This window comes from Nonomuraea sp. NPDC005692, from assembly GCF_040631115.1.
In the GTDB taxonomy this organism is placed as follows: Bacteria; Actinomycetota; Actinomycetes; order Streptosporangiales; family Streptosporangiaceae; genus Nonomuraea.
This window is the reverse complement of the sequence record NZ_JBEXYU010000037.1, coordinates 33,762-58,168: the sequence shown is the minus strand read 5'-3', so window position 1 is coordinate 58,168 and position 24,407 is coordinate 33,762. Positions and strand designations below refer to the sequence as shown.

The following is a 24,407-nucleotide window of genomic DNA, read 5'->3' as shown; positions in this document are numbered from 1 at the left end:
CGATTGTTATCGCTAACAAAGACGATGTCAACGGTTGAGCATAACCTCACGGAAACCTTTAGGTAACGTTCGCGGCAGACTCCTCGCAGGTCAGCGCCTTGGGCGCGCGCTGAAGATCCGTTGCAGCACGATGAAGACGAAGAGCAGCAGGCCGATGAAGATCTTGGTCCACCAGGAGCTGAGCGTGCCCTCGAAGCTGATGATCGTCTGGATCAGGCCGAGCACCAGCACGCCGAGCACCGTGCCGAGCAGGAAGCCGCTGCCGCCGGTGAGCAGCGTGCCGCCGATCACCACGGCGGCGATGGCGTCCAGTTCCATGCCCACGGCGTGCAGGCCGTAGCCCGAGAGCATGTAGAACGACAGCAGCACGCCGCCCAGCGCCGAGCAGAAGCCGCTCACCGTGTAGACCGTGATCTTCGTCCGGCCCACCGGCAGGCCCATGAGCAGCGCCGACTGCTCGCTGCCGCCCGTCGCGTACACGGCCCGGCCGAACCGGGTGTGGTGCAGCACGTACGCCGCCACCAGCACCACCCCCACCGCGATGAGCACGCTCGGCGAGATCCACAGACCGGCGAACAGGTCGATCCTGGTCTGCGCGAACGCCGTGAACGTCGGGTCCTCGATCGGGATCGAGTCCGTGCCGATCGTGTAGCACAGCCCCCGGGCCAGGAACATCCCGGCCAGCGTCACGATGAACGGCTGGATGTCGAAGGCGTGCACGATGTACCCCATCACCAGCCCGAGCCCGGCCCCGACGGCCAGCACCAGCGGCACCACCACGTACGGCGGCCACCCCGGCCCCGACATCAGCGACGCCGAGATCATCGTGGACAGCGCCACCACCGACCCCACCGACAGGTCGATGCCCCCGGCCAGGATCACGAACGTCATCCCCACCGCCACCACCAGCAGGAACGCGTTGTCGATGAAGACGTTGAGCACCACCTGCCCGCTGGCGAAGCCCTCGTACCGGACGCCGCCCACGACGAACATCGCCACGAACAGGCACGCCGTCACGAGCACGGGCAGGTGGCGGGCCGGCAACGCGACCCGGCCCACGGTCATGGTCGTCACAGGGTCACCCGCACTTTCTCCTCGGGGGCCGGGCTGGGCGGCGCGCTGCCACCGCGCCGGCGCAGCGCCTTCGCGCGGAACGACGGCGACTGCACGAGACAGACCGCCGTCACCACCAGCGCCTTGAACAGCAGGGTCGTCTCGGGCGGCACGCCGATGGAGTAGATCGTCGTGGTGAGCGTCTGGATGACGAGCGCGCCGGCCACGGTCCCGCCCAGTGAGAACCGGCCGCCCGACAACGAGGTGCCGCCGATCACCACGGCCAGGATCGCGTCCAGCTCGATCCACAGGCCGGCGTTGTTGCCGTCGGCGCTGGAGACGTTCGAGCTGATCAGGATCCCGGCGATGCCGGCGCACAGGGCGGCGAAGGCGTAGACCATGATGACGATCCCGCGCGACCTGATGCCCGCGAGCCTGCTGGCCTCGGCGTTCCCGCCGACCGACTCGATCAGCAGGCCCAGCGCCAGCCGGCGGGTCAGGAACGCGGTGACCGCCAGCACGACCGGCACCAGCAGCACCCCGAACGGCACCGCCAGCAGATACCCACCGCCGATCAGCTTGTACGACGGGCTGTTGACCGTGATGATCTGCCCGTCGGTGATGAGCTGGGCCAGGCCGCGCCCGGCCACCATGAGGATCAGCGTGGCGATGATCGGCTGGATGCCCGCCTGCGCGACCAGGAACCCGTTCCAGGCGCCGAGCAGCAGGCACAGCCCGAGCGCGAGTGCCACGGCGGCGAGCACGCCGGCGTCCTCGCTGATCCGCAGGCAGGCCAGCGCGCCCGAGATCGCCACCACCGAGCCCACCGACAGGTCGATGCCGCCGGTCGCGATGACCAGCGTCATGCCGAGCGAGACCAGGATCAGCGGCGCGCCGAAGCGCAGGATGTCGATCAGGCTCCCGTACAGGTGCCCGTCCCTGACCTGGACGGAGAGGAAGCTGGGGGTGAAGAACACGTTCAGGGCCAGCAGCAGCACGAGCACCGCCACCGGCCACAGCAGCCGCCGCATCAGGCCCGCCCTCCGCTCGCGATCGTCTCCATCAGCACGTCCGAGGTGAGGGCTTCGTCGTTGGGCAGCTCGGCCACCAGCCGCCGGTCGCGCAGCACCTCGACCTTGTGGCTGAGCCGCAGCACCTCCTCCAGCTCGGCGGAGATGAACAGCACCGCCATGCCGCCGTCGGACAGCTCGGCGACCAGGCGCTGGATCTCGGTCTTGGCCCCGACGTCGATGCCGCGGGTGGGCTCGTCGAGGATGAGCAGCCGGGGCTCCAGGATGAGCCAGCGCGCCAGCAGCACCTTCTGCTGGTTGCCGCCGCTCAGGTTCCGCACCAGGTGCTCGGGGTTGGGCGGGCTGATCCGCAGGGCCTTGACGTACCGGCCGACCAGCTCGTCCTGCTGTTCGCGCGGGACCGGCCTGGTCCAGCCCCGGGTGGCCTGGAGCGCCAGGATGATGTTCTCGCGCACGGTGAGGTCGGGGATCAGGCCGTCCTCCTTGCGGTTCTCCGAGCAGAAGGCGATCTTGTGGTTCATCGCCGCGCGCGGGGTGCGCAGCGCGGCGGGCGCGCCGCCGACGGACAGCTCGCCGCCGCTCGCGTGGTCGGCGCCGAACAGCAGTCGCGCGACCTCGGTACGTCCCGAGCCGAGCAGCCCGGCCAGCCCCACGACCTCGCCCTCGTGGATGGTGAGCGAGAACGGCTCGACGGCCCCGGCCCGGCCCAGCCCGCGCGCCTCGACCAGCGGGCGGTCGAAGACCCTGGCCGCGCCGTGCAGGCGTTCGAGCGCGGCCAGCTCCTGGCCGATCATCTTGGCGACCAGGTCGAGCTGGGGGAGCTCGCGGGTCAGGTACTCGCCGACGAGCCGTCCGTTGCGCAGGATCGTCATACGGTCCGAAATTTCGTAGATCTGGTCGAGAAAGTGGGAGACGAAGAGGATGGCGATGCCCTCCTCCTTGAGCCGCCGCATCACCCGGAAGAGCTGCCGCACCTCGTCGGCGTCCAGGCTGGAGGTGGGCTCGTCCAGGATCAGCACCCGCGCCTCGATGTCGACCGCCCGCGCGATGGCCACCATCTGCTGCACCGCCGGCGAGTACGCCGACAGCGGCGCCGAGACGTCGATGCTCAGGTCCAGCCCGCTCAGCAGCTCGCCGGCCCTGGCCCGCACGCGTCTCCAGTCGATGCGCCCGAACCTGCGCGGCTCGCGGCCGATGAAGATGTTCTCGGCCACCGACAGGTTCGCGCAGAGGTTGACCTCCTGGTAGACCGTGCTGATGCCGCCCCGCTGCGCCTCGGCCGGGCCGGCGAAGGCGACGGGCCGCCCGCCCAGCTCGATCGTGCCCGAGTCGGCCGGATGCACGCCGGTGAGCACCTTGATCAAGGTGGACTTGCCGGCGCCGTTCTCGCCCATGAGCGCGTGCACCTCGCCGGGCAGCAGCCGCAGGTCCACGCCGTCCAGGGCCTTGACCCCGGGAAACTGTTTGCCGATCCCGTTCATCGTCAGGACCGGCACGGGTGCGGCCATGAGCCTCCCCTTCCGCCTGAAGGGGCCGGGCCGCCGGGCCCGGCCCGCGCGATCAGTACTGACGGCTGGACAGGACCTGCTTGGCCTGCTCCTGCGTGAACGTGGTCTCCTCGGTCACCACGCGGGCCGGCACCTGCTCGCCCTTGACGACCTTCTTGGCCAGGTCCATGAGCTGCGGGCCGAGCAGCGGCGAGCACTCGACGATGTAGTTGATCTTCCCGTCGGCCAGCGCCTGCATGCCGTCCTTGACGGCGTCGACCGTGATGATCTTGATGTCCTTGCCGGGCACCTTGCCCGCGCCCTCGATGGCCTCGATCGCACCCAGGCCCATGTCGTCGTTGTGGGCGTACAGCACGTCGATGTCCGGGTTGGACTTCAGGAAGGCCTCCATGACCTCCTTGCCCTTGGCCCTGGTGAAGTCGCCGGTCTGCGAGGCGACGACCTTGAACTTCGGGTCGGCGCCGATGACCTGGGCGAACCCGGCCTTGCGGTCGTTGGCGGGGGCCGAGCCGGTGGTGCCCTGGAGCTCGACGATGTTCACCGGGTCCTTGGCGTCCTTGTACTCCTGCACCAGCCACTGACCGGCCTTCTTGCCCTCCTCGACGAAATCGGAGCCGAGGAAGGTCTTGTACAGGGAGGTGTCCTTGGAGTCGACGGCGCGGTCGGTCAGGATGACCGGGATCTTCGCGTCCTTGGCCTCCTTGAGCACCGTGTCCCAGCCGGACTCCACCACCGGCGAGAAGGCGATGACGTCCACCTTCTGCTGGATGTAGGAGCGGATGGCCTTGATCTGGTTCTCCTGCTTCTGCTGGGCGTCGGAGAACTTGAGCGTCACGCCCGCGCTCTTGGCCGAGTCCTGCACGGACTTGGTGTTCGCGGTGCGCCAGCCGCTCTCCGCGCCGACCTGGGCGAAGCCCATGGTGATCGAGCCGTCGCCGCCGCCGCTGCCGCCGCTGCCGCCACTGCCTCCGCCGCAGCTCGCCACCGACATCGCGGTGAGCCCGGCGAGCACCAGCGCCGAGATCCTTCTGAACACGTGGGGGGTTCCCTTCTCATGTGAGCGCTAACAACCGCAACCGGCTGCCGGCGCCTTCCTGCCTCGGGGGCCTGCGCGGTCCCGTCGGGCCGTGCCCGTCTCGCGTACCGGCCACCGCGGGGTGCCAGGAGGCGGGCCGCCACCTCGCCTCCTCGGCCGCGACCGAGGGGAGACGACCCCGGACCGATCCCGCGACCGCTCCTTTCCTGGCTTGGCCACGACTGTGAACGTTAACAAGCACATCCGTCAAGGGCCCTGCGCATCACGGTCACGTCACGCCGGACCCCCTTGACTCCAGGGGTGTCCCCTCCCTAACGTGACGCCGATCACCTTTGTCAGCGGCCACTTCGACTGGTAGCGCTAACAGTCCCTCGCCCGAGGAGCACCTCCCATGAAGCGATCCGTCCCGGCGCCGGGAAGCCCGCGGCCTCCCGGCCCGTCCGCCTACGCCATCAGACCGGGACCACGCGGTGGTGGGTGGTGACCCGGCCGTCGTCCAGCACGTGGAAGACGAGCCCCGGCGGGAGTTCGTAGTCGGCGCACTCGGCCAGCGTCGTCGCGCCCTCCCAGGGCAGCCGCAGGGTGGACACCACGCCCGGCGCGGCCAGCAGCGGGCGTCCGGCGAAGGTGGTGGCCGCCGATGTGTGGGCGTGGCCGACCAGCACGGCGGCCACGTGCGGATGCCCGGCCAGCAGGTCCGCGAGGCGGTCCGGGGCCTGGAGCATGATCGTGTCGATCGGCGAGTGCAGCGTGGTGGGCGGGTGGTGGAAGGCCATGAACACCGGCAGGTCACTTTCCGCGCCGAGCACGCCGTCGAGCCAGGTCAGCGTCTCGTCGTCCAGGTGGCCCTCGGGCCGGCCCGGGACGGAGGAGTCGCACAACACGTAGACGGCCCCGCCGGTGCGGTGGACCCGGTTGACCGGCCCGGACGCGGCCGGCTCGCCGAGCAGCACCCGCCGGAACTCCTCCCGGACGTCGTGGTTGCCGGGGCACACGAGGACCGGGTGGCGCGAGGTCAGCAGCTTGCGCGCCTGCTCGTACTCCTCGGCCAGCCCGTGGTCGGCGATGTCGCCGGAGACGAGCACCGCGTCGAGGTCGTACGGGAGGGCGTCCAGGTAGCGCATGACGGCGTCGGCGCGCTCGACGGACCGGTCCGAGCCGCCGACGTGGATGTCGCTGAGATGGGCGATCACGAGCATGGGCAGAACTTCCTTTCGAGGTACGCCCTCGACGGTAGCCGCCCACCGGACCACCCGTAAGATCCGGTTTTGTGGCGAAACATTGGGCCAGTTCCGGAGTGGACCTGCATCTGGAGCTCGATCCCGCACTCGGGCGGCGGCGGGCCGTCGAGGACGCGCTGCGCGCCGCCGTACGCGACGGGCGGCTGCCGCCCGGCACCCGCCTGCCCTCGACCAGGGCGCTCGCGTCAGGGCTCGGCCTCGCGCGCGGCACGGTGAGCGCCGCCTACGACCAGCTCGCCGAGGAGGGCTACCTCACCACCCGCCCGGGTTCGGGCACCGAGGTCGCCGACGCCTTCCCACCGGCCCCCGCGCTGATCCGCTCTCCTTTCGTCGCCGGGCCGCCGCAGCCGGTGCACGATCTCCGTCCCGGGCAGCCGGACGTGTCGGCCTTCCCCGCGCGCGCCTGGCTGCGGGCCACCCGCCACGTGCTCGCCACGTCCTCCGCCGAGGTCTTCGGCCCCTGCGACCCCACGGGCCGGATCGAACTGCGCACCGCGCTGGCCGGCTACCTCGGCAGGACCCGCGGCGTGCGCACCACCCCCGACCGGATCGTCGTCACCACGGGCTTCGTCCAGTCGCTCAACCTGCTGGCGGACGTGCTCGGCGCGGGCCCGATCGCCATGGAGGACCCGGGCCACGACTTCTACCGCGAGGTCCTGCGCCGCGCCGGCCGCACGATCGTCCCCCTCCCGGTGGACGAGCAGGGCGCCCGTACCGGCGATCTCACGTCCGGGGTGGCCGCCGCCGTGCTGACCCCGGCGCACCAGTACCCGACCGGCGTCCCCCTGGCCCCGGCGCGCCGCCGCCTGCTGCGCGAGTGGGGCGGCCCGGTCATCGAGGACGACTACGACGGCGAGTTCCGCTACGACCGCCGTCCCGTGGGCGCCCTCCAGGGCACGGCCCCCGACCAGGTCGTCTACTGCGGCACCACCTCCGAGTCGCTCTCCCCGGCGCTGCGCCTGGGCTGGATGGCGCTCCCGCCCGCCCTGGTGGGCCCGGTCGCCGAGGCCAAGCTGTACGCCGACGCCCACACCGGGGTGCTGGGCCAGCTCGTCCTGGCCCGGCTGATCGACGACCACGACTACGACCGGCACGTCCGCGCCGCGCGCCTGCGCTACCGCCGCCGCCGCGACCTGCTGCTGTCGCGGCTCGGCCCCGGGCCGGCCGCCCCGCTGCCCGGCGCGCGCCTGCCCGGCGTGGCCGCCGGCCTGCGGGCCCTGCTGCTGCTCCCGCCGGCCGGGCCGGCCGAGTCCGCCGTGCTGGCGGCCTGCGAACGGCGCGGCGTCGTCCTGCGCGGCCTGACCCCGCTGCGCCAGACGCCCGGCCCCGGCGGCCTGCTGATCGGGTACGCCGCCCCCTCCGAACGCGCCTACCCGGCCGCCCTGGAAGCCCTCGCCGATGCCCTGACCTGGGCGTCCGCCGACGGAAGCAGTGCCAACGCCGAAAACCCCGATATTTCCGGCGTTCCCGGGTAGTTGACCAGCTCTCACCGACCTCGACGGAGGAGTCCGATGAGCTGGAGCTACCGCAAGACGATCAAGCTGGGCCCGGTCCGGCTGAACCTGTCCCGCGGCGGCGTTGGGCACAGCTGGGGCAACCGGCTGTTCAGGGTGACGCGTACCGCCGACGGCCGCCGTACGCTGTCGGTCAATCTGCCCGGCGGCTTCCACTGGCGCAAGACACTCAGCGGGCGCTGACCCCCCGCCGGAACGACGGGCCGGAGGCGCGCGGCCTCCGGCCCGTTCCCGTCTTCCCGGGACGCCGCCCGGATGATGATCTGTAGGCATGAACGCCCACATGAGCCCGGAGGAGTTCCGCCGCCACGGCAGGCAGGTCGTCGACTGGATCGCGGACTACATGGCGGGCATCGAGTCCCGTCCGGTGATGTCACGGGCCGAGCCCGGAGACGTCCGCCGCGCGTTGCCCGCGGAGCCGCCCGAGCACGGCGAACCGTTCGAGGCCGTCCTGGACGACCTGAACACCATCCTGCTGCCCGGCATCACCCACTGGCAGCACCCCGCCTTCTTCGCCTACTACCCCTCCAACGCCAGCGGCCCCGCCATCCTCGGCGACCTGCTCTCCAGCGGCCTCGGCGTGCAGGGCATGTTGTGGGTCACCAGCCCCGCCTGCACCGAGCTGGAGACCGTGGTGGTGGACTGGCTGGCGAGCCTGCTCGGCCTGCCCGCGCACTTCAGGACCGACGCGCGCGGCGGCGGCGTGATCCAGGACTCCGCGTCGAGCGCCTGCCTGGTCGCGCTGCTCGCCGCCCTGCACCGGGCGAGCGGCGGCCGGGTCACGCGTACGGGCGTCGCCGAGCGGTACACGATCTACGTCTCGTCACAGACGCACTCCTCGCTGGAGAAGGCCGCCCGCGTCGCCGGTCTCGGCTCCGACGGCGTACGGGTGGTGGACGTGCACCCCCGTACGCTGGCCATGGACCCGGGGCGGCTGCGCGAGCTGATCGCGGCCGACAAGGCCGGCGGCGCGGTCCCCGCGATGGTCTGCGCCACCGTCGGCACCACCTCCTCGGCCGCCGTCGACCCGGTGCCGGAGATCGGCGAGGTGTGCCGCGAGCACGACGTGTGGCTGCACGTGGACGCCGCCTACGCCGGGGTCGCCGCGGTCTGCCCCGAGTTCCGCGGGCTCAACGACGGCGTGGCGGAGTACGCCGACACCTACTCCACCAACCCGCACAAATGGCTGCTGACCAACTTCGACTGCACCGTCCTGTGGACGGCCGACCGCGCCCGCTTGCTCGGCGCGCTGTCGATCCTGCCGGAGTACCTGCGCAACGCCGCGACCTCGGCCGGCTCGGTGGTCGACTACCGCGACTGGCAGATCCCGCTGGGCCGCCGGTTCAGAGCGCTGAAACTGTGGTCGGTGATCCGCTGGTACGGCGCCGAGGGCCTGCGCGCCCACATCCGCAAGGGCGTCTCCCTGGCCCAGCACCTGGCCGCCCGGATCGCCGCCGACCCCACCTTCGAGCTGCACGAGCCGCACCCGCTCGGCCTGGTCTGCTTCCGCCCCCGCTGGCCCGGCCTGCCGCCCGCCGACGCCGACGCGGCCACGCTGCGCCTGATGGAGACCCTGAACGCCGGCGGCTCCCTCTACCTCACGCACACCAGGATCGGCGGCCGGATCGTGCTCCGCATGGCCGTCGGCGCCCCCGCCACCGAACGCCGTCACGTCGACCGCGCCTGGGCCGACATCCGGCAGGGACACGCCACGCTGGCCGGGGAGACCGCCCGCGACGACTAGACCGGCAGCCCCGCCTGGGCGGCCAGCGTGCCGAGGACCCTGGCGAGCACGGCCCGGTCCCGCGGGCCGAGCCCGGCGGTCAGCTCGGCGTCGAGCTGCACCGTCACCTCCAGGCACCGGCCCAGCAGCGCGCGCCCGTCGCCGGTGAGGTCGAGGAGCTGACGCCGCCGGTCGCCGGGGTCGCGCACCCGGGAGATCGCGCCGAGCCGTTCGAGGTGGTCGGCCAGCGTCACCACCAGGCTCGGCGCGACGCCCATCGTCTTGGCGACGTCGAGCTGCGAGGCCGCGCCGCGCGCCTCCAGCAGGATCATCAGCCCGACGTGCTTGGGCTTGAGGTCGAGCGGCACGAGCGCGGCCGTGAACCGCTCGGTCAGGATCGCCCCGAGCGTCCCGAGCCTGAAGGCCATCGTCCCCGCCACCGACACCGGCTTGACTTCGTCCACGTCCCCAATGGTACCGTCGATACATCATTCAGAGTATGAACGATTCGAGTGGAGAAGTGTTATGTCCAAGCCGCTGATCGTCCTCAACTGCGTGGCCGCCGCCGGCGCCATGGTCTCCGGCGTGCTCGCCCTTGCCGACCCCGGGATCATCCTGCCTGCCGGCGCCGATGTCTCCGGCGGGGTCTCCCTGTACGCCCAGGCCTACGCCGCCCGCGCCCTCCCCCTGGGCGCCGCCCTGCTGTGGTCGATGACGGCGAAGGGCAGGCCCGCGCTGGTCCCGCTGCTCGTCGCGTCCGGGGCGGTGCAGGCCGCCGACGTCGCGATCGGGCTCGCGCAGGGCCTGCCCGGCATGGCGGTGGGCGGGGCGATCGGCGCCGCCGTCCATCTGCTGTCGGCCTGGACGCTGACCCGCCGTTCCCGCAGCGCCCCGGCCGCGGTCTGACGGCCCGCTCAGGGGCGGCGGTTCAGGCCGTGCTCGTAGGCCCAGATGACCGCCTGGACCCGGTCGCGCAGCCCGAGTTTGGCCAGGATGCGGCCGACATGGGTCTTGACGGTGCCCTCCGACAGGAACAGCGAGCCCGCGATCTCGGCGTTCGTCTCGCCCAGGGCGATGTGCCGCAACACCTCCCGCTCCCGGTCGGTCAGCGGGTCGGGCCCGGCGTCCGGCAGCTGCGGCGCGACGTGGTCGAGCAGGCGGCGGGTGGTCGAGGGGGCGATCACCGCGTCCCCCCGGTGGACGGTCCGCACCGCGGCCAGCAGCTCCTCGGCGGGGGCGTCCTTGAGCAGGAACCCCGACGCACCGGCCCGCAGCGCGGCGAAGGCGTACTCGTCCAGGTCGAAGGTGGTCAGGACGATCACCTTGGGCGCGCCGGGGGCCGCCAGCAGCCGCCGGGTCGCCTCGACGCCGTCCATGCGCGGCATGCGGACGTCCATGAGCACCACGTCCGCCGTCACCGCGCGCAGCCCGGCCAGCGCCTCCACCCCGTCGCCCGCCTCCCCGACCACGCGCATGTCGTCCTGGGCGTCGATCACCATCACCGTGCCGGTACGCACCAGCCGCTGGTCGTCGACGACGTACACGCCGATGGTCATGCCGGGTACGGAAGGCGGGCCTCGACGACGAACCCGCCTTCCTCCTCCGTCCGGACGTCCAGGATCCCGCCCAGTGCGGTCACCCGCTCGCGCATGCCCGCCAGCCCGTTCCCCGGCCCGTCACCGCGCGTTCCAGCAGCGGCGGTGCCGCCCGCGTCGCCGGCGGTGATGCGCAGGGCGTCGTCCGTCCACTCCAGATGGAGGGTGCTGCGCGCGCCCGCACCCGCGTGCCTGAGTGTGTTCGTCAGCGCCTCCTGCACCACGCGGTACGCGACGAGGTCGGCCCCCGGCCCGAGGGGACGCGGCGTGCCGCGCACGATCTCCTCGACGGGCAGCCCGGCGTCCCTGGTCCGCGCCACCAGGTCCGGCAGGCCGGTCAGTCCGGGCGGCGGCCCGTCCCCTGGCGAGGCGCGCAGCACGCCGACGGCGGCCCGCATGTCCGTGAGAGCCGCGCGGCCCGTCTCCTCGATCGCGGCCAGGATCTCGGCCGCCCGCGCGGGCGCGAACCGGCCGCCCCTGGCCTGGGCGACGATGACGGCCAGCGCGTGGGCGACCACGTCGTGCATCTCCCTGGCGATCCGCGCCCGTTCCTCGGCGGTGGCCCGCGCCGCGGCCTCGCGGGCCCGCTCCCGCAGCAGGTCGAGGTGGGCCAGCTGGGTCCGCCGGTACAGGCCGAGCCCCCACGCCGCGACCACCACCGCGGCCAGCAGCCCGAGCAGCAGCCACGGGTCAGGCCCGAGCCCGGCCGCCGCGACGCTGGAGTCGGTCGCGAACCTGGCCGCCGCCGCCCCCGCCCCCGCCAGGCCGACCAGCAGCGGCGGGTTGCGCCGGGCGTGGGCCGCGCAGGAGTAGACCGCGAGCGGGAACAGCGCCGACGACGGCAGCACGAGGAACAACCCGGTCACCGCGACCTGGACGGTGAAGGCCGCGGCGACCACGAGGAAGGCCCACGTCCGCCGCCGGTAGGCCACGGCCGCGTGCGCCACCAGGCAGGCCCCCGCCAGCAGGACCGCCCGCACGCCGGGCGCCGACAACACCGCCACCGTCAGGGAGAGCGGAAACAGTGTCACCCCGGCGACCAGGGCCAGGACCACGTCGGCGCGGCGGGGCGTCATCGCGCCGTCGTGCGCTGGTAGGAGAGGGTGGCCCCGGCGACCGCCAGCCCGAACAGCAGCCAGCTCCCGTACACGACCGCGACCGCCGCCACCGCGGCCGGATCGGACAGCGGCACGGGCCCCTGGGTGAGGCCGAGGAGCTGGGAGAGCGTGCCGAGAACGGACATGGCTCCCATAGTGGTCAACATGGCGGCGCCCGTCCAACCGCCGGTCAGCACCAGCCGCCGCGGCAGCGACCGTCCCCACCTCTGCACGAGGGCCAGCGAGCCCACCGCCCCGATGACCAGCATGATCGTCTCGCCGTACGGGAAGCCCTCGCCGTAGTCCGCGGGGCGCAGCAGGGTGCCGCCCGCCGACCAGTAGAGCTTGGCCAGGGGGTAGACGAACCCGATGGCGAACGCGGCGTACCCGAGCCAGGGCCCGCCGGGCACCCTGACGCGCGGCAGCAGCAGCGCGCCCAGCAGCGCGCAGCCCGCCAGGCTGAGCCCGCGCAGCGCCATCCCGGGCCAGTCGACCTGCGCGAACTCCCCGGCGGGGATCCCGGTGAGCGCGAAGAAGGCGCGGAAGACGTCGAGCACGAGCCCGCCCGCCGACCACAGCAGCAGCAGGACGGGCAGCAGCCCCGCCGGATGCGGCCGCACCACGAAGACCGCCCCCAGCACGGCGGCCAGGACGGTCACCCAGTGCGGCGCGAACCCCATGGTGTACGGCAACCCGGGCAGCGGCGCGAGCGCGAGCGCCACGACGAGCGCGAGGACGGACAGCGCCGAGATCTGCAGTCGTTGAAGTCGCATGCCCCCGACGATCCCGGCTCCGGCCGGCCGCCCGCGTCTCCCCCAGGTCCGGACAAGAGGTGACCTGAGAGGTATTGACACGGCCTGACGCAGGCACGAAAAAAGGTGGCGCCCTTGTGGACGCCACCTTCTCTTCTGTGGAGCTATGGGGATTCGAACCCCAGACCTCCTCCATGCCATGGAGGCGCGCTACCAACTGCGCCATAGCCCCTTGCGATCACCAAGTGTATCGGACTTCCGGACCCCTCGCGTCACGCCGGATCCCGCACCCCGGCGGGCCGGAGGAGCTCTCCGGCCCGCCCTGAACGGCGTGCCGTCAGGCGGCGCGGCGGGACGGGATACCCGCCTCCCTGACCAGCGCGGCCACGTCGACCCCGGCCTCGTCGAGCAGCCGGCCGGCGCCGTTCGCGCCGTCGGCGAGCAGGCCCCACAGCAGCCGTTCGCCGGTGACCGGCCCCGGCTTCCACATCGCCACCTCGATCACCTTCCTGGCGTGCATGGCCAGCGGGATCCGGCCCAGCGGCCCGTCCAGGGTCACGCGCAGCGGGCGCAGCCGGGATCGGCGCAGCACCCACTGGTCAGGCGCGTCCGTCCCGGCTCTGGTACGGCGGTGCACCTCGTCGAGGTCGATGCCGAGGGTGGCCAGCAGCGCACGCGCGTCGCCCAGGTCGATGCGGGCGCGCAGGCCGGCGCCGGAGGCGGTGAACGACGACAGCGAGAACGGCCGCACCTCGGCCACGCCCAGCAGCAGGAGGTCGGCGTCGAGCGTGCTGCGGTGGGCGTCGAGCGCGAGGATCCCGGCCCGGACCACCGCCCGGCGGGCGCCTTCTGTGAACCTGTCGAACACCTGCTACCTCCCCGTTCTGCGGGCGTGCTTGCGATGGGCGGACTGCCGCCGGACCCCGAGCGCGCCGGCGATCTGCTCCCACGACCACCCCGCCGCGCGGGCGTTGCTGACGTGGACCGCCTCCAGCTCCTCCAGCAGGGCCCTGAGCGCGGCCACCGCCGCGAGGCCCGTTCCGGGGTCGCGGTCGGATGCCGCCCCGGCCAGTTCGGTGACGTCCATGGTGTCAGCATGTGCTGACAGAGGGGAGCTTGTCAACACATGCTGACGCCTCAGAGCCGTTCGGCCAGGTCGGCGAGGACGGGCAGGGCCGCGGCGAGGCGTTCGCGTTCGTCGGGGGTGAGGGAGTCGACGGCCGCGGCCAGGCGTTCGGTGATCACCTGTTCGCGGCTGACCAGCGCGGCGCGGCCGGAGCCGGTGATGGCGGTGATCACCCGCCGCCGGTCGCCCGGGTCGGGCTCGCGGGCCACCATGCCGCGCTGGTGGAGGCCGCCCAGGACGGTGCCGATCGCCTGGGCGGTGATGCGTTCCAGGTGCGCGAGCTGGGCCGAGGTGTGCGGCCCGTCCCGGTCGAGGCGGGAGAGCACGGCGAGCTCGGTGAACGACACGTCGTCGCCCGAGGCGTTGGTGTAAAGCTGCCGGATGCGGCGGGCGAGCCGCCCGACCGAGATCCGCAGTTCCTTGGCGAGCACAAAACCAAGTCTAGCTTTATCAATCCAGCTTTGGTAGTTTCCCGGCACTATGTGCTACGACAACGACGCCGCACCACCGCGCCCGCAACCGCCGATCACCGGCACCCGCTCCGCCGACCTGCGCCTGACCTCCGCCGACGGCACGTCGTTCGCCGCCTACGAGTCCCGTCCCGACCAGGTGAGCGGGCCCGGCGTCGTGATCCTGCCCGACGTCCGCGGCCTGCACGGCTTCTACAAGCAGCTCACCGTACGGCTGGCCGAACAGGGTCATCCGGCGCTCGCCCTCGACTACTACGGCAGGACCGCCACCGACGCCGACCGGGGCGAGTCGTTCCAGGTCATGGCCCACATCCCCAAGCTGACCAGGGAGAACATCCAGGCCGACATCCGGGCCGCCACCGAGCACCTGGGACGGCCGGCGGTGGCGCTCGGCTTCTGCATGGGCGGCAGGAACGCGTTCTTCGCCTCGGCGCCCAGGTTCGGGTTCGCCGGCGTGATCGGGTTCTACGGCGCGCCGGGGATCGCCGGCCCGTACGGCCCCGGCCCCACCCAGCACGCCGCCGAGCTGGGCGCGCCGATCCTCGGCCTGTTCGGCGGGGCCGACGAGGGCATCCCGGCCGAGCAGGTGACGGAGTTCGGGACCGCGCTGGCCGGGGCCGGGGTGGAGCACGAGATCGTCGTCTACCCGGGCGCCCCGCACGGCTTCTTCGACGAGGCCCACGGCGAGCACGAGGCGATCTGCGCGGACGCGTGGCGCCGGGTGCTCGCCTTCCTGGCCGCCAGAGCCTGAGGGGCCCCGGAGTCAGGGCCCGCTAGCCGCAGGTGGTGCGCATGGTGAGGGCGGCCTCCTCCAGGGTGAACGCGACCTCGACCGTGCCCAGCTCCGCCGTGTCGCGCACGTGCGTGCCGCCGCACGGGATCGACGCCTCCCCCTCGGGCAGCGAGCAGTGCCAGGTGCGCAACGCGGTCAGACCGGGCCCCGGCACGTCGAGCCGGACCGGCGCGCGGGCCGCCACCCACGTCCTGAGCTGCTCGTTCACCCGCTGGGCCAGCTCGGTCAGATCCAGGTCGTCGGCGGAGAAGCCCTTCTTGCGCAGCGACTTGCCGAGGCGGTATTCGTCCACGCTGCCGTGCGGCACGATGCGCGAGGAGGTGATCGCCGTCTGGTCGAAGTCGGGGTGGCCCAGCCGGTCCAGCCGCACCTCCTTGCGCCACCGGTCCGCCAGCGCCGCGTTGAGCGCCAGCGCGGCCAGGTGGCAGGCGGTGTGGCCGGCCGAGAGCGCCGCCCGGTATCCGGCGTCCACCTCCAGGGCCACCTCGGCGCCGACGGGCAGCGGGGTGTCGGTGACGTGGACGACCAGCCACTCCCAGCCCTCGGCGCCCCGCCGGACCGGGACGGACTCGCCGACGAAGATCTCACCGTCGTTCGACTGGGCCCCTGTCACGCAGTCGAGGACCGGCAGCTCGCCGATCGTCCCCCGGTCTGCGGGCTGGTCGGGCCAGGTGTGGTCGAGGGGGTGGAACGGCGTCTCGGCGGTGACGAGGCCGTGCCGGTCCCCCACCGGCACGGCCCCGACAATCGGGGAACGGCCGCTGACCTGGCCGTTGGGGAAGGTGACGACAGTGGATCTCACCTGGTCATTGTGGCAGGGCGGCGCTCGTCCTCCAGATAGCGGTCGCGGCCGGCGTACAGGCCGGTGGCGAGCTGGACGGCGATCACGCCGAAGATCAGCACGTACGTCAGCGCCCAGCCGCCGGTCATCTGGTAGATCACCCCGACCAGCAGCGGGCCGGCGCCGGCGATGAGATATCCGGCGCTCTGCCCGAAGGCCGACAGCGCGGCCGTGCTCTCCGGCGTACGGGTGCGCAGCCCCAGCATCACCAGCGCCAGCGGGAACGACCCCATGCCGACCGCCACGAACACCACCCAGACCATGGCGGTCGAGGAGGGCGCGAACCACAGCCCGAGGAAGCCGATCGCGTAGGCCACGACGAGCCCCACGACGACCGGCCGCTGGTCGCGGAAGCGCGCGGCGATCGTCGGCACCAGGATCGAGACCGGGATGTTCAGGGCGGTGAACACGCCGAGCATGATCCCGGCCTGCGAGGAGGTGTAGCCCCCGTCGGTGAGGATCGTGGCCAGCCACCCGAACATGATGTAGGCGATCATCGACTGGGTGCCGAAGTAGATCGCCACCATCCAGGCGAGCCTGCTCCTGAGCAGGGTCGAGATGCCCGCGTCCCGGCTGCCCGTGTCCCGCTCCGGCTCACTGCGCAGCAGCGCAAGCCACGGAATGGCGGCCACGGCGGCCAGGGCCGCCCACACGCCGAGCGCGATGTGCCAGTCCCCCGACGCGCGCTCGATCGGCACGGTCGCGGCGGCGGCCAGCATGGTGCCCGCCGCCAGGGCCGTGGTGTAGACGGTGGTCATGATCCCGGTACGCCCGGGGAAGTGACGCTTGATCAGCGTCGGGATGAGCACGTTGCCGACGGCGCCGCCGGACAGCGCGACCGCGCTGCTCACCAGGAACACCGGGGCCGTTCCGACCAGCGACCTGACCAGCATGCCCGAGCCGAGGGTGACCAGCGCGAGCAGCAGCAACCGGTGCTCGCCGATCCGGCGGGCCAGCGTGGGGGTGATCGCGCCGACGCCGGCGAAGGCCAGCACGGGCAGCGTGGTGAGCAGGCCGGTGCCGACGCTGCTCATGCCGAGCGCTCCCGCGAGCTGGTCCAGCAGCGGCCCGACGCTGGTGACGGCCGTGCGCAGGTTCAACGCCGCCAGAACGATGCCCAGCACGAGAAGCCAGGCCAGGGGGGCGGTTCTGCCTGTTCTGCCACGGGCCTCATGGGCTAGCACGCTCATGCTGGTCAGGTCCTCCACTCATCAAATCATGGGACGAATCACCACCTTAACAGGACCGAAATGTCCCTTTATTCCTGGACATGAGAAAGCCCCCGGGGCGGGGGCTGAGATTCTCAAGGGAGAGCCCGTCCTACAGGACCGGGCTCGGGCCCTCCGGGGGCTGGTTGCGCGGGGGAACCGGGCCGGGGGGCGGCAGGGTGCCGCTCGGCGGGTAGTCACCGCCGCCGACGGTCCCGGGCGGGACCGGCGCGCCGCTGTCGCCGTAGGTGGAGCCGTGCTCGTGCTGGTGCTGGTGGGCGCCGGGGACGTCGCCGCGCCAGCCGCCCGTCTCGCCGCCGCGCGACTCGATGAACGACTTGAACCGCTCCATGTCGTTCCTGATGCGCAGCCGGACGATCTGCAGCGCGTCGCCGACGGTCTCGACGACGCCCTCGGGGTCGTACTCCATCTGGAGGGTGACCTTGGTGGTGTCGGCGTCGATGCGGTGGAAGGTGACGACACCCGCGTGGTGCGGCGAGTCCGTGCCGCGCCAGGCGACGCGCTCGTCGGGGTGCTGCTCGGTGATCTCGGCCTGGAACTCGCGGCGGACCCCGGCGATCTCGACCACCCACTCGGTGAGCGTGTCGGAGATCTGCTTGACGGACTCCACGCCCTCCATGAACTCGGGGAAGCTCTCGAACTGGGTCCACTGGTTGTAGGCCACGCGGATCGGGACGTTGACGTCTACTGAGTGCTCGATCGTGCTCATGGGGTCTGTCCCTGCCCGCGCACGCCCGGCGTTAACGCCTGCGCAGCAGCCAGTAGAGACCCACGAAGGGCAGCACGAGGGGGATGAACAGGTAACCCTTGCCGTACGAGGACCACACCGTGGCGTCGGGGAAGGCCGCCGGGTCGACCACGCTCGCGGTGCCGATCAGCAGCACGCCGGCCAGCTCGATGGCGAGCGCGCCGAGCGCGAGACGGCGGGCGCCGCGCACGAGGGCGACGGTGAGCACGACGTAGACCAGCGCGGCGAAGGCCGACAGCGCGTAGGCCAGCGGCGCCTCGTCGAACCTGGTGGCGATCTGCACCGCCGCCCGCGCCCCGGCCGCCAGCGAGAACAGCCCGTAGACGGCGACCAGCGCGCGCCCGGGGCCGCTGCCGATAGGGGCGCTCACGCCACGCCCTGCCAGATCTGCAGCAGCCGCGCGTTCATCACCGCGATCGCGAACCCGGCCACGACCAGGATCGCCGTGCCCCACCGGCTGCGCTCGGCCAGCGCGAGGAACACCCCGGCGGGCGGGATGAGCACCTGACCGCCGATGTACCCGAACAGCGTGACCTTCTCCGGCGGCCCCGCGCCGCCGCTCACCGCCGCGATCACGAACCCGGCCTGCACCAGGATCGCCACTTCCAGCACGGCGAAGCCGACCAGCAGGACCATGCCCATGGGCCGATTGCGGACGGCGACGACCAGGCTCGCCAGCATGAGCAGCAGTGAGCCGGCGATGACGATCGTGGCGACGGTGGTGTTCATCGGGACACAGGTTAGCGCCCGTGCAGGTCGCCCTCGATTCCGTCCAGCACCCACGACAGGCCGCGCTCGAAATTGCCGTCGGCCGGCTGCGCGGGCGTCCTGGCCGTCGTCTCGCTGGTGCCGATCGCGCTCATAGGATCGGGGACGTGCAGAGAATCCTCGTCAGCGCCTGCCTGATGGGCCGCCGGGTCCGCTACGACGGCGGCGCGAAGACCAGCGCCGACGCCCTGCTCGCGGGCTGGCGGGCGGAGGGCCGGCTGGTGGTCTTCTGCCCCGAGGTGACGGGCGGGCTGCCCGTTCCGCGCCCGGCGGCCGAGATCGAGGGCGGCGCGGGCGGGGCGGCGGTGCTCTCCGGCGACGCGCGCGTGCTGGCGAGCGACGGCTCCGACGTGACGGCCGAGTTCGTGGCCGGGGCGCGGGCCGCGCTGGCGGCCGCCCGCGCGGCCGGGATCCGGCTGGCCGTGCTCAAGGAGGGCAGCCCCTCGTGCGGCGCGCTGGCGGTCTACGACGGCACGTTCGGCGGACGGCGGGTGCCCGGCCAGGGGGTGACCACCGCACTGCTCGAGGCGCACGGCGTCCGCGTGTTCACCGAGGACCAGCTGCCCGAGGCGGCCGATCACCTGCGCGATCTGGAGGCGTAGAAGGCCCCGGCCAGACCGGCGGCCAGCAGCACCGCCATCGTGTCGTGGAACCAGGTGCTCAGGGCCGTGGCCGACGACGGGTCCAGGGCCAGCGCCAAAATGCCGATCAGCACGCCGCCCAGGGCCCCCGCGTGGGTGTAGACCAGGCCGTCCCAGGCCCACCGGCGGCGGGTCAGCGCGCCGTGGCCGCCGGCGAACAGGCCCAGGGCGCACAACGTCTCCACCACCACCGCGGGCGGCACGACCGGCTGGGACAGCGGGCCGACCGTGATGCCCGAGTGCAGCAGCGCGGCCCCGGCGAAGATCAACGCGTAGGTCAGTGAGAGCGCGCCGAGGGCTTTGCGCAGTGCGTCCATGGGCTACACGCTCGCATCGCGGGCGTGCGGCGGAATCGTCCTCAGGGAGAAGGCCGCGGTACGCCGCCCGTCGTAGCCAGCATGCGGCGGACGATCCGGATCACCTCGTCGATGGTCTCCTGGGCGTCCTCGTCGGACTCGCAGGCCGCCACCTCGCGCCCGGCCTCGCCCATCACCGTGGTCAGCAGCACCACCAGCACGTTGCCCTCCGGCGTGTCCGCCAGGCCGAGCAGTCGCTTGTTGCCGCCGATCCACTCCCAGCCGCGCTGCCTGCGCAGGGTGGTGAACTCGGCCGGGCCGTCGTTCTCCAGGAACAACCTGGCCACGTCGCGCTGCTCCCACGAGCCCTCCAGATAGGCGCGGGCGCCGGCCAGGAACCGTTCCTCGCCGGCGCCCGCGGTGGCCTTGGCCGCGCGGGAGGTGCGTTCCTCCTGACCGCGCATGAACTGCTCCCACAGGGCGAGGAACAGGCCCGGCTTGCCGCCGAAATGGTGGTACAGGCTGCCGACGCTGATGCCCGACGTCTCGACGATGTCGGCGACGGTGGCCTCGGCGTACCCCTTGGCCAGGAAGACCTCGCGGGCCGCGCGCAGCAGCGTGTCGCGGGTGCCGCTGGAACGTCCCCAGCCCCGGTTCTTCATCCGGTCATTATGTACGGTCCGCCAGGTTTGATCAGGAAATCGAACTGACCTGATCAACGGAAACTTTCTCGCATTCCCGGGAGTCGTACAGATGCAGGGGGCCCGATTCATTTCGAAACGGGGAAAGGATTCGGCGACAATGGCTGTCGACCTGAACAACGCACAACCTCTGGCCTGGGATTCGGCCAAGCTCGACGCGGACACCAAGGAGATGCTGGACAATCTCCAGCCCAACATTCTCCGCGCGCACGTGCGCGAGCACCTGTCCGTGCTGTTCGTCAGGTGCAACGACGTCGCCGCGGGAAAGGCGTTCCTGCGGCACATCGCCGTCACCAAGATGAAGTCGGCGCGCCGGCACCTCGAGGAGGTGCGCGAGTTCGGCGCGAACGGCCGGCGCGGCACACCGTACGTCGGCATCGGCATCAGCAAGGCCGGCTACCGCGACCTCGGCCACTCGGTCGAGGACGTGCGCAAGTTCGGCGACAAGGCGTTCCGCGACGGCATGAAGCGGCGCGGCGCCGAGCTGGACGACCCGCCGGTGACGGAGTGGGAGCCCGCCTATCAGCGGGAGATCCACGCCGTCATCCTCATCGGCGACGCCCGCCAGGACCGGGTCGAGGAGCTGCGCGAGGAGATCCTGGGCGAGCTGCCCGCCAGCGCGCGGCTGCTCGGCGAGGAGACCGGCCAGGGCATGCGCAACCCCGCCGGCGACGGCATCGAGCACTTCGGGTACGTGGACGGCCGCAGCCAGCCGCTGTTCGTGCAGGACGAGGTGGACAAGGAGCCGAAGGAGCACTGGGACCCCGCCTTCCCGCTCTCCAACATCCTGGTCGCCGACCCCTTCGCGCCGCACCCGAAGCGGCATTTCGGCAGCTACCTGGTCTTCAGGAAGCTGGAGCAGAACGTACGGGCGTTCAAGGAGATCGAGCAGGACCTGGCCGACGCCCTCGGCCTGCTCGGCGCCGACCGCGACCGCGCGGGCGCCATGCTCGTCGGCCGCTTCAAGGACGGCACCCCCGTCACGCTCAAGCAGAAGCCGGGTGGGGGCCCGGTGGCCAACGACTTCACCTTCGACGACGACTCGGGCTCGAAGTGCCCCTTCAGCGGGCACATCAGGAAGACGAACCCGCGATCGTTCGGCCGCGAGGTCCTCATGGCCCGCCGGGGCCAGACCTACGGCGACCGCACCGACGACCCCTGGGACGACTCCCCGCCCGGCACCCGCCCGAGCGGTGAGGTCGGCCTGCTGTTCATGGCGTTCAACAGCAGCCTGCTCGCCCAGTTCGAGTTCACGCAGCAGAGCTGGGCGAACAACGAGGACTTCCAGAACCCGGCGACCGGGCACGACCCGCTCATCGGGCAGGGAGCCCGCGACGTCAAGGTGAGCTGGCCGAAGGTGTGGGGCCGGGACGAGGCGTCGGCCCCGCAGGCCCAGGTCGCCCAGACGATCACGATGAAGGGCGGCGAGTACTTCTTCGCGCCGTCCCTGGCCTATCTCCGCAACCTGTGACATCCGGGCCCGGCGGGGAACACCCCCGCCGGGCCCGGCCGCCGCCGGGGCGGGTTCTAAGATCGGATCTCCGGGGGGAGATCTGACGATGTTGCGGGCGTTCTTCAAGACCGAGGCGGGCAGCACGAGCGTGCTGCTCGTGGCCACCGCCCTGGCCATGGTCTGGGCCAACTCGCCGTGGGCCGAGACCTACGAGTCGTTCTGGCACCTGCCCATGGGCATCTCGTTCGGCGACGCGGTGTTCTCCCTCGACCTGCGCCACTGGGTCAACGACGGCCTCATGAGCGTGTTCTTCTTCCTGATCGGCCTGGAGGTCTCCTACGAGGTGCGCCTCGGGCAGCTCAGGGACCGGCGGCTGATCGCCGTCCCGGCCGTGGCCGCCCTCGGCGGCATGCTCGTGCCCGCCGCCGTCTACCTCGCGCTCAACCTCGGCGGCCCCGGCGCGGGTGGGTGGGGCGTGCCGATCGCCACCGACACCGCGTTCGTGCTGGGCGTGCTGGCCGTGGTCGGCGCGCGCTGTCCCGACCCGCTGCGGGCGTTCCTGCTGACGCTGGCCATCGTGGACGACGTGCTGGCCATCATGATCATCGCGATCTTCTACACGGCCAGCCTCCAGCTCACCGCGCTCGTCGTGGCCGTCGTGCTGCTGGCGGCGATCGTGCTGCTGCGCTGGCTGAAGATCTGGCGGGCGCCGGCCTACATCGCGCTCGGGTTCGGGTTGTGGGTCGCGACGCTGGAGAGCGGCATCCATCCGACGCTCGTGGGCATCGCGCTGGGCGTCCTCGTGTTCGTCTACGCCCCCAGCGACCAGAAGCTGCTGCTGGCGGGCGAGGCCGTCCAGGAGTTCACCACCGAGCCGAGCGCGCGGGCGGCCAGGGAGGCCTCGCGGCGCGTGCAGCGTGCCGTCTCGGTCAACGAACGGCTCCAGCTCCGCCTGCATCCCTGGAGCAGCTACGTGATCGTGCCGGTGTTCGCGCTGGCCAACGCCGGGGTGCGGCTCGACGGCGAGACCCTGCGGGCGGCGCTGACCTCGCCGATCTCACTCGGCATCGCGCTGGGGCTGCTGCTCGGGAAGTTCGCCGGGATCTCGCTCGGCACGTGGCTGCCGCTGCGGTTCGGCTGGGGCATCCTGCCGGGGAACCTGGTGTGGGGGCAGTTGCTGGGCGGCGCGGCGGTGTCCGGCATCGGTTTCACGGTGGCGCTGTTCATCGTCGACCTGGCCTTCGACGACCCGGCGATCCAGAGCCAGGCCAAGATCGGCATCCTGGCCGGGTCGTTGTTGTCCGCCGCGCTGGGCTGGGTGGTCTTCCGGCTGGCCTGGGACCGGGGGGGCGTCTGCGCGCCGCCCGAGGCCGAGCCCGACGAGGAGCTGCCCGACGTGCTGTCCGTGCCGGTCGGCCCCGACGATCACGTACGGGGTCCGGCGACCGCGAAGGTGACCATCGTCGAGTACGGCGACTTCGAGTGCCCCTACTGCGGCCGTCTCCGCCCGGTGCTGGAGGAGATCCTGCGCCGGAACCCCGACGTCCGGCTGGTCTTCCGGCACTTCCCGATCCGGACGCTGCATCCACGGGCCGCGTCCGCCGCCATCGTCTCCGAGGCCGCCGCCGACCACGGCCGGTTCTGGGAGATGCACGACATCCTCTACGACAACCAGCGTTTCCTCACCGACGCCGACCTCGAGCACTACGCCGCCGAACTCGACGTCGACCCCTGGGCGGACGTGGCCGGGCAGGCCTCCCGCATCGCGCTCGACGAGGCGTCGGGCAGGGAGAGCGGCGTACGCGGCACCCCCACCCTGTTCCTGAACGGCCGCCGGCACAAGGGCGGTCTCGACCTGCAGTCGATCAGCCGTGCGGTGGAAGAACTGCGCGGATCCCCGTAACGTCGCCCGAGTCCCCCTTCTGGCTGGAGTCGCCCCATGAGTTTCCTCAACATACTCACGAACCTGCTCCCCACCCTCGTGACCGCCCTGCTGCTGGTCGTGGGCATCGTCCTGATCGGGATGAACAGACGGCACGTGGGCCGCGCGGCCACCCTCGGCATGTCGGGCTGCGGGCTGCTGCTGATCGGCACCCTGATCAACCTCGTGCTGGCGATCCTGACCCAGACGCTGATCGAGTCGTACGGCTCCAGCATGCTGGCCGCCCTGCCGTTCGCGTACCTCATCTCCTCGCTCTTCCACCTGGCCGGCATCGGGCTGCTGATCTGGGCCGTCGTCGCGCGCCGCGCCGCCCCCCGGCAGGAGCGGCCGCAGGGCCCCGGCTGGCAGCAGCCCCCGCAGCCGTACCACCAGCCCTACCAGCAGCCCTACCAGCAGCCCGGCCCCCAGGGTGGCCCTCAGCCCGGCCCCCAGGGTGGTTGGCAGCCGCCGCAGCCGCCGCACGGGGGCGATCAGAGCGGTTACTGAGCCTTCCGACGTCTGGACCGCGTTTCACCGGCAAGTATGACAATGTCGATGAAACCCACCTCCAGAGCCGTGTCTGAGGGGATCATGAAGCGAGAGCCGCAGGAGCCGGACCCGAACCGGACCGTCCGACATCGCGTCCCGCATCCGGAACACCCCCCGCAGGGTCCGCCGGAGGCGCCGTACACGCAGAGTCTGCCCTACACCCCCGACATGCTCCCCGACGTCCCCTTGTACGAGACCACGCCGCCCCCGAAGTCCGCCTGGCGGTGGGTGGTCCTGGTGGGCGGGCTCCTGCTGCTGGTCGCGGTGCTGGCCGTGGCCACGGTCCTGTGGGTGCGCGGCCAGGCGTCCTGAGGCCCGGAC

At 72.1% G+C, this 24,407-nt stretch carries 30 protein-coding genes and 1 tRNA gene; 10 read left to right on the top strand and 21 right to left on the bottom strand.

Going from position 1 to position 24,407, the window contains the following annotated elements; genetic code table 11:
• Nucleotides 1-90 precede the first annotated feature (90 nt).
• The 5 genes from yjfF to ABZ459_RS44740 all read right to left on the bottom strand — a co-directional run bounded on the left by yjfF (nt 91) and on the right by ABZ459_RS44740 (nt 5,827).
• Nucleotides 91-1,065, bottom strand: coding sequence for a galactofuranose ABC transporter, permease protein YjfF (gene yjfF, locus ABZ459_RS44760; RefSeq protein WP_357984891.1), 975 nt, complete (start codon nt 1,063-1,065; stop codon nt 91-93).
• 5 nt (nt 1,066-1,070) lie between these two features.
• A complete protein-coding gene (locus ABZ459_RS44755) occupies nt 1,071-2,084 on the bottom strand; it encodes an ABC transporter permease (protein ID WP_357984781.1) in 1,014 nt (337 codons plus the stop codon).
• A complete protein-coding gene (locus ABZ459_RS44750; RefSeq protein ID WP_357984778.1) occupies nt 2,084-3,592 on the bottom strand; it encodes a sugar ABC transporter ATP-binding protein in 1,509 nt (502 codons plus the stop codon). Before ABZ459_RS44750 ends, ABZ459_RS44755 begins: the two co-directional genes overlap by 1 nt.
• 52 nt (nt 3,593-3,644) lie before the next feature.
• Nucleotides 3,645-4,628 (bottom strand): ABC transporter substrate-binding protein, encoded by a 984-nt coding sequence (locus tag ABZ459_RS44745; protein WP_357984775.1) that lies wholly within the window; start codon nt 4,626-4,628, stop codon nt 3,645-3,647.
• A gap of 452 nt (nt 4,629-5,080) precedes the next feature.
• Nucleotides 5,081-5,827, bottom strand: coding sequence for a metallophosphoesterase (locus ABZ459_RS44740; RefSeq protein WP_357984772.1), 747 nt, complete (start codon nt 5,825-5,827; stop codon nt 5,081-5,083).
• Between the two features lie 98 nt (nt 5,828-5,925).
• On the opposite strand from ABZ459_RS44740, the gene ABZ459_RS44735 reads away from it, so the two are divergent.
• The 3 genes from ABZ459_RS44735 to ABZ459_RS44725 all read left to right on the top strand — a co-directional run bounded on the left by ABZ459_RS44735 (nt 5,926) and on the right by ABZ459_RS44725 (nt 9,127).
• Nucleotides 5,926-7,344 carry a PLP-dependent aminotransferase family protein gene (locus tag ABZ459_RS44735; protein WP_357984769.1) on the top strand — a complete coding sequence of 473 codons (1,419 nt, stop codon included), beginning with the start codon at nt 5,926-5,928 and terminating at the stop codon, nt 7,342-7,344.
• 36 nt (nt 7,345-7,380) lie between these two features.
• The gene (locus tag ABZ459_RS44730; RefSeq protein WP_352326433.1) at nt 7,381-7,566 is read left to right on the top strand and encodes a DUF4236 domain-containing protein; all 186 of its coding nucleotides are present in this window, start codon (nt 7,381-7,383) and stop codon (nt 7,564-7,566) included.
• An 88-nt stretch (nt 7,567-7,654) separates the two neighbouring features.
• Complete coding sequence (locus ABZ459_RS44725) at nt 7,655-9,127, top strand: pyridoxal-dependent decarboxylase (RefSeq protein ID WP_357984766.1); 1,473 nt, start codon at nt 7,655-7,657, stop codon at nt 9,125-9,127.
• Here the strand turns inward: ABZ459_RS44725 and ABZ459_RS44720 are convergent.
• Nucleotides 9,124-9,570, bottom strand: a complete 447-nt coding sequence (locus tag ABZ459_RS44720; RefSeq protein WP_357984763.1) for a MarR family transcriptional regulator — start codon at nt 9,568-9,570, stop codon at nt 9,124-9,126. The genes ABZ459_RS44725 and ABZ459_RS44720 overlap by 4 nt on opposite strands.
• 61 nt (nt 9,571-9,631) lie before the next feature.
• On the opposite strand from ABZ459_RS44720, the gene ABZ459_RS44715 reads away from it, so the two are divergent.
• Nucleotides 9,632-10,012, top strand: coding sequence for a hypothetical protein (locus tag ABZ459_RS44715; protein WP_357984760.1), 381 nt, complete (start codon nt 9,632-9,634; stop codon nt 10,010-10,012).
• Between the two features lie 8 nt (nt 10,013-10,020).
• Here the strand turns inward: ABZ459_RS44715 and ABZ459_RS44710 are convergent, their stop codons facing one another.
• From ABZ459_RS44710 to ABZ459_RS44680, 7 genes are all read right to left on the bottom strand, one after another.
• Complete coding sequence (locus ABZ459_RS44710; protein ID WP_357984757.1) at nt 10,021-10,662, bottom strand: response regulator transcription factor; 642 nt, start codon at nt 10,660-10,662, stop codon at nt 10,021-10,023.
• Nucleotides 10,659-11,777: a histidine kinase gene (locus ABZ459_RS44705; protein WP_357984754.1), complete on the bottom strand. Its 1,119-nt coding sequence runs from the start codon at nt 11,775-11,777 to the stop codon at nt 10,659-10,661. Before ABZ459_RS44705 ends, ABZ459_RS44710 begins: the two co-directional genes overlap by 4 nt.
• Complete coding sequence (locus tag ABZ459_RS44700; RefSeq protein ID WP_357984751.1) at nt 11,774-12,571, bottom strand: hypothetical protein; 798 nt, start codon at nt 12,569-12,571, stop codon at nt 11,774-11,776. Before ABZ459_RS44700 ends, ABZ459_RS44705 begins: the two co-directional genes overlap by 4 nt.
• Before the next feature lie 138 nt (nt 12,572-12,709).
• Nucleotides 12,710-12,782, bottom strand: a tRNA-Ala gene (locus ABZ459_RS44695).
• 105 nt (nt 12,783-12,887) lie between these two features.
• The gene (locus ABZ459_RS44690; protein WP_357984748.1) at nt 12,888-13,418 is read right to left on the bottom strand and encodes a Clp protease N-terminal domain-containing protein; all 531 of its coding nucleotides are present in this window, start codon (nt 13,416-13,418) and stop codon (nt 12,888-12,890) included.
• Nucleotides 13,419-13,421: 3 nt separating this feature from the next.
• Nucleotides 13,422-13,637, bottom strand: a complete 216-nt coding sequence (locus tag ABZ459_RS44685; RefSeq protein WP_357984745.1) for a hypothetical protein — start codon at nt 13,635-13,637, stop codon at nt 13,422-13,424.
• A 50-nt stretch (nt 13,638-13,687) separates the two neighbouring features.
• Nucleotides 13,688-14,107: a MarR family transcriptional regulator gene (locus tag ABZ459_RS44680; protein ID WP_357984742.1), complete on the bottom strand. Its 420-nt coding sequence runs from the start codon at nt 14,105-14,107 to the stop codon at nt 13,688-13,690.
• 49 nt (nt 14,108-14,156) lie between these two features.
• Here ABZ459_RS44680 and ABZ459_RS44675 point away from each other — a divergent pair, with 49 nt between their 5' ends.
• Complete coding sequence (locus tag ABZ459_RS44675) at nt 14,157-14,897, top strand: dienelactone hydrolase family protein (RefSeq protein WP_357984739.1); 741 nt, start codon at nt 14,157-14,159, stop codon at nt 14,895-14,897.
• Nucleotides 14,898-14,919: 22 nt separating this feature from the next.
• Here ABZ459_RS44675 and ABZ459_RS44670 read toward each other — a convergent pair whose 3' ends face one another.
• The 6 genes from ABZ459_RS44670 to ABZ459_RS44645 form a co-directional block, all read right to left on the bottom strand.
• Nucleotides 14,920-15,741: a metal-dependent hydrolase gene (locus ABZ459_RS44670; RefSeq protein WP_357984736.1), complete on the bottom strand. Its 822-nt coding sequence runs from the start codon at nt 15,739-15,741 to the stop codon at nt 14,920-14,922.
• The gene (locus tag ABZ459_RS44665) at nt 15,738-16,904 is read right to left on the bottom strand and encodes an MFS transporter (RefSeq protein WP_357984733.1); all 1,167 of its coding nucleotides are present in this window, start codon (nt 16,902-16,904) and stop codon (nt 15,738-15,740) included. Before ABZ459_RS44665 ends, ABZ459_RS44670 begins: the two co-directional genes overlap by 4 nt.
• 196 nt (nt 16,905-17,100) lie before the next feature.
• Nucleotides 17,101-17,718 carry an SRPBCC family protein gene (locus ABZ459_RS44660; protein ID WP_357984730.1) on the bottom strand — a complete coding sequence of 206 codons (618 nt, stop codon included), beginning with the start codon at nt 17,716-17,718 and terminating at the stop codon, nt 17,101-17,103.
• A gap of 31 nt (nt 17,719-17,749) precedes the next feature.
• On the bottom strand, nt 17,750-18,127 hold the full coding sequence (locus tag ABZ459_RS44655; protein WP_357984727.1) for a hypothetical protein: 378 nt from the start codon (nt 18,125-18,127) through the stop codon (nt 17,750-17,752).
• Entirely contained in the window at nt 18,124-18,486 is a 363-nt protein-coding gene (locus ABZ459_RS44650; protein WP_357984724.1) for a hypothetical protein, read from the bottom strand. The genes ABZ459_RS44655 and ABZ459_RS44650 overlap by 4 nt, the downstream gene beginning before the upstream one ends.
• 11 nt (nt 18,487-18,497) lie before the next feature.
• Nucleotides 18,498-18,620 (bottom strand): hypothetical protein, encoded by a 123-nt coding sequence (locus ABZ459_RS44645; RefSeq protein ID WP_357984721.1) that lies wholly within the window; start codon nt 18,618-18,620, stop codon nt 18,498-18,500.
• A gap of 12 nt (nt 18,621-18,632) precedes the next feature.
• On the opposite strand from ABZ459_RS44645, the gene ABZ459_RS44640 reads away from it, so the two are divergent.
• Nucleotides 18,633-19,127: a DUF523 domain-containing protein gene (locus tag ABZ459_RS44640; RefSeq protein WP_357984717.1), complete on the top strand. Its 495-nt coding sequence runs from the start codon at nt 18,633-18,635 to the stop codon at nt 19,125-19,127.
• Here ABZ459_RS44640 and ABZ459_RS44635 read toward each other — a convergent pair.
• On the bottom strand, nt 19,103-19,483 hold the full coding sequence (locus tag ABZ459_RS44635; RefSeq protein ID WP_357984714.1) for a hypothetical protein: 381 nt from the start codon (nt 19,481-19,483) through the stop codon (nt 19,103-19,105). The genes ABZ459_RS44640 and ABZ459_RS44635 overlap by 25 nt on opposite strands.
• A gap of 41 nt (nt 19,484-19,524) precedes the next feature.
• Nucleotides 19,525-20,124, bottom strand: a complete 600-nt coding sequence (locus ABZ459_RS44630; RefSeq protein ID WP_357984711.1) for a TetR/AcrR family transcriptional regulator — start codon at nt 20,122-20,124, stop codon at nt 19,525-19,527.
• 139 nt (nt 20,125-20,263) lie between these two features.
• Between ABZ459_RS44630 and ABZ459_RS44625 the strand changes: the two genes are divergently transcribed.
• The 4 genes from ABZ459_RS44625 (at nt 20,264) to ABZ459_RS44610 (ending at nt 24,398) form a co-directional block, all read left to right on the top strand.
• Nucleotides 20,264-21,634, top strand: a complete 1,371-nt coding sequence (locus tag ABZ459_RS44625; RefSeq protein ID WP_357984708.1) for a Dyp-type peroxidase — start codon at nt 20,264-20,266, stop codon at nt 21,632-21,634.
• An 88-nt stretch (nt 21,635-21,722) separates the two neighbouring features.
• A complete protein-coding gene (gene nhaA, locus ABZ459_RS44620; protein ID WP_357984705.1) occupies nt 21,723-23,519 on the top strand; it encodes a Na+/H+ antiporter NhaA in 1,797 nt (598 codons plus the stop codon).
• Between the two features lie 36 nt (nt 23,520-23,555).
• A complete protein-coding gene (locus ABZ459_RS44615; RefSeq protein ID WP_357984703.1) occupies nt 23,556-24,044 on the top strand; it encodes a hypothetical protein in 489 nt (162 codons plus the stop codon).
• Nucleotides 24,045-24,254: 210 nt separating this feature from the next.
• Entirely contained in the window at nt 24,255-24,398 is a 144-nt protein-coding gene (locus ABZ459_RS44610) for a hypothetical protein (protein WP_357984700.1), read from the top strand.
• The last annotated feature ends 9 nt before the right edge of the window (nt 24,399-24,407 follow it).

Coding starts and splice junctions, on each gene's coding strand:
- ABZ459_RS44660 (WP_357984730.1), bottom strand. CDS start 17,718: ATGAGCACGATCGAGCACTCAGTAGACGTCAACGTCCCGATCCGCGTG.
- ABZ459_RS44635 (WP_357984714.1), bottom strand. CDS start 19,483: ATGGACGCACTGCGCAAAGCCCTCGGCGCGCTCTCACTGACCTACGCG.
- ABZ459_RS44630 (WP_357984711.1), bottom strand. CDS start 20,124: ATGAAGAACCGGGGCTGGGGACGTTCCAGCGGCACCCGCGACACGCTG.
- ABZ459_RS44675 (WP_357984739.1), top strand. CDS start 14,157: ATGTGCTACGACAACGACGCCGCACCACCGCGCCCGCAACCGCCGATC.
- ABZ459_RS44685 (WP_357984745.1), bottom strand. CDS start 13,637: ATGGACGTCACCGAACTGGCCGGGGCGGCATCCGACCGCGACCCCGGA.
- ABZ459_RS44740 (WP_357984772.1), bottom strand. CDS start 5,827: ATGCTCGTGATCGCCCATCTCAGCGACATCCACGTCGGCGGCTCGGAC.
- ABZ459_RS44625 (WP_357984708.1), top strand. CDS start 20,264: ATGGCTGTCGACCTGAACAACGCACAACCTCTGGCCTGGGATTCGGCC.
- ABZ459_RS44730 (WP_352326433.1), top strand. CDS start 7,381: ATGAGCTGGAGCTACCGCAAGACGATCAAGCTGGGCCCGGTCCGGCTG.
- ABZ459_RS44705 (WP_357984754.1), bottom strand. CDS start 11,777: ATGACGCCCCGCCGCGCCGACGTGGTCCTGGCCCTGGTCGCCGGGGTG.
- nhaA (WP_357984705.1), top strand. CDS start 21,723: ATGTTGCGGGCGTTCTTCAAGACCGAGGCGGGCAGCACGAGCGTGCTG.
- ABZ459_RS44750 (WP_357984778.1), bottom strand. CDS start 3,592: ATGGCCGCACCCGTGCCGGTCCTGACGATGAACGGGATCGGCAAACAG.
- ABZ459_RS44700 (WP_357984751.1), bottom strand. CDS start 12,571: ATGCGACTTCAACGACTGCAGATCTCGGCGCTGTCCGTCCTCGCGCTC.
- yjfF (WP_357984891.1), bottom strand. CDS start 1,065: ATGACCGTGGGCCGGGTCGCGTTGCCGGCCCGCCACCTGCCCGTGCTC.
- ABZ459_RS44650 (WP_357984724.1), bottom strand. CDS start 18,486: ATGAACACCACCGTCGCCACGATCGTCATCGCCGGCTCACTGCTGCTC.
- ABZ459_RS44645 (WP_357984721.1), bottom strand. CDS start 18,620: ATGAGCGCGATCGGCACCAGCGAGACGACGGCCAGGACGCCCGCGCAG.
- ABZ459_RS44710 (WP_357984757.1), bottom strand. CDS start 10,662: ATGACCATCGGCGTGTACGTCGTCGACGACCAGCGGCTGGTGCGTACC.
- ABZ459_RS44725 (WP_357984766.1), top strand. CDS start 7,655: ATGAACGCCCACATGAGCCCGGAGGAGTTCCGCCGCCACGGCAGGCAG.
- ABZ459_RS44715 (WP_357984760.1), top strand. CDS start 9,632: ATGTCCAAGCCGCTGATCGTCCTCAACTGCGTGGCCGCCGCCGGCGCC.
- ABZ459_RS44610 (WP_357984700.1), top strand. CDS start 24,255: ATGCTCCCCGACGTCCCCTTGTACGAGACCACGCCGCCCCCGAAGTCC.
- ABZ459_RS44755 (WP_357984781.1), bottom strand. CDS start 2,084: ATGCGGCGGCTGCTGTGGCCGGTGGCGGTGCTCGTGCTGCTGCTGGCC.
- ABZ459_RS44615 (WP_357984703.1), top strand. CDS start 23,556: ATGAGTTTCCTCAACATACTCACGAACCTGCTCCCCACCCTCGTGACC.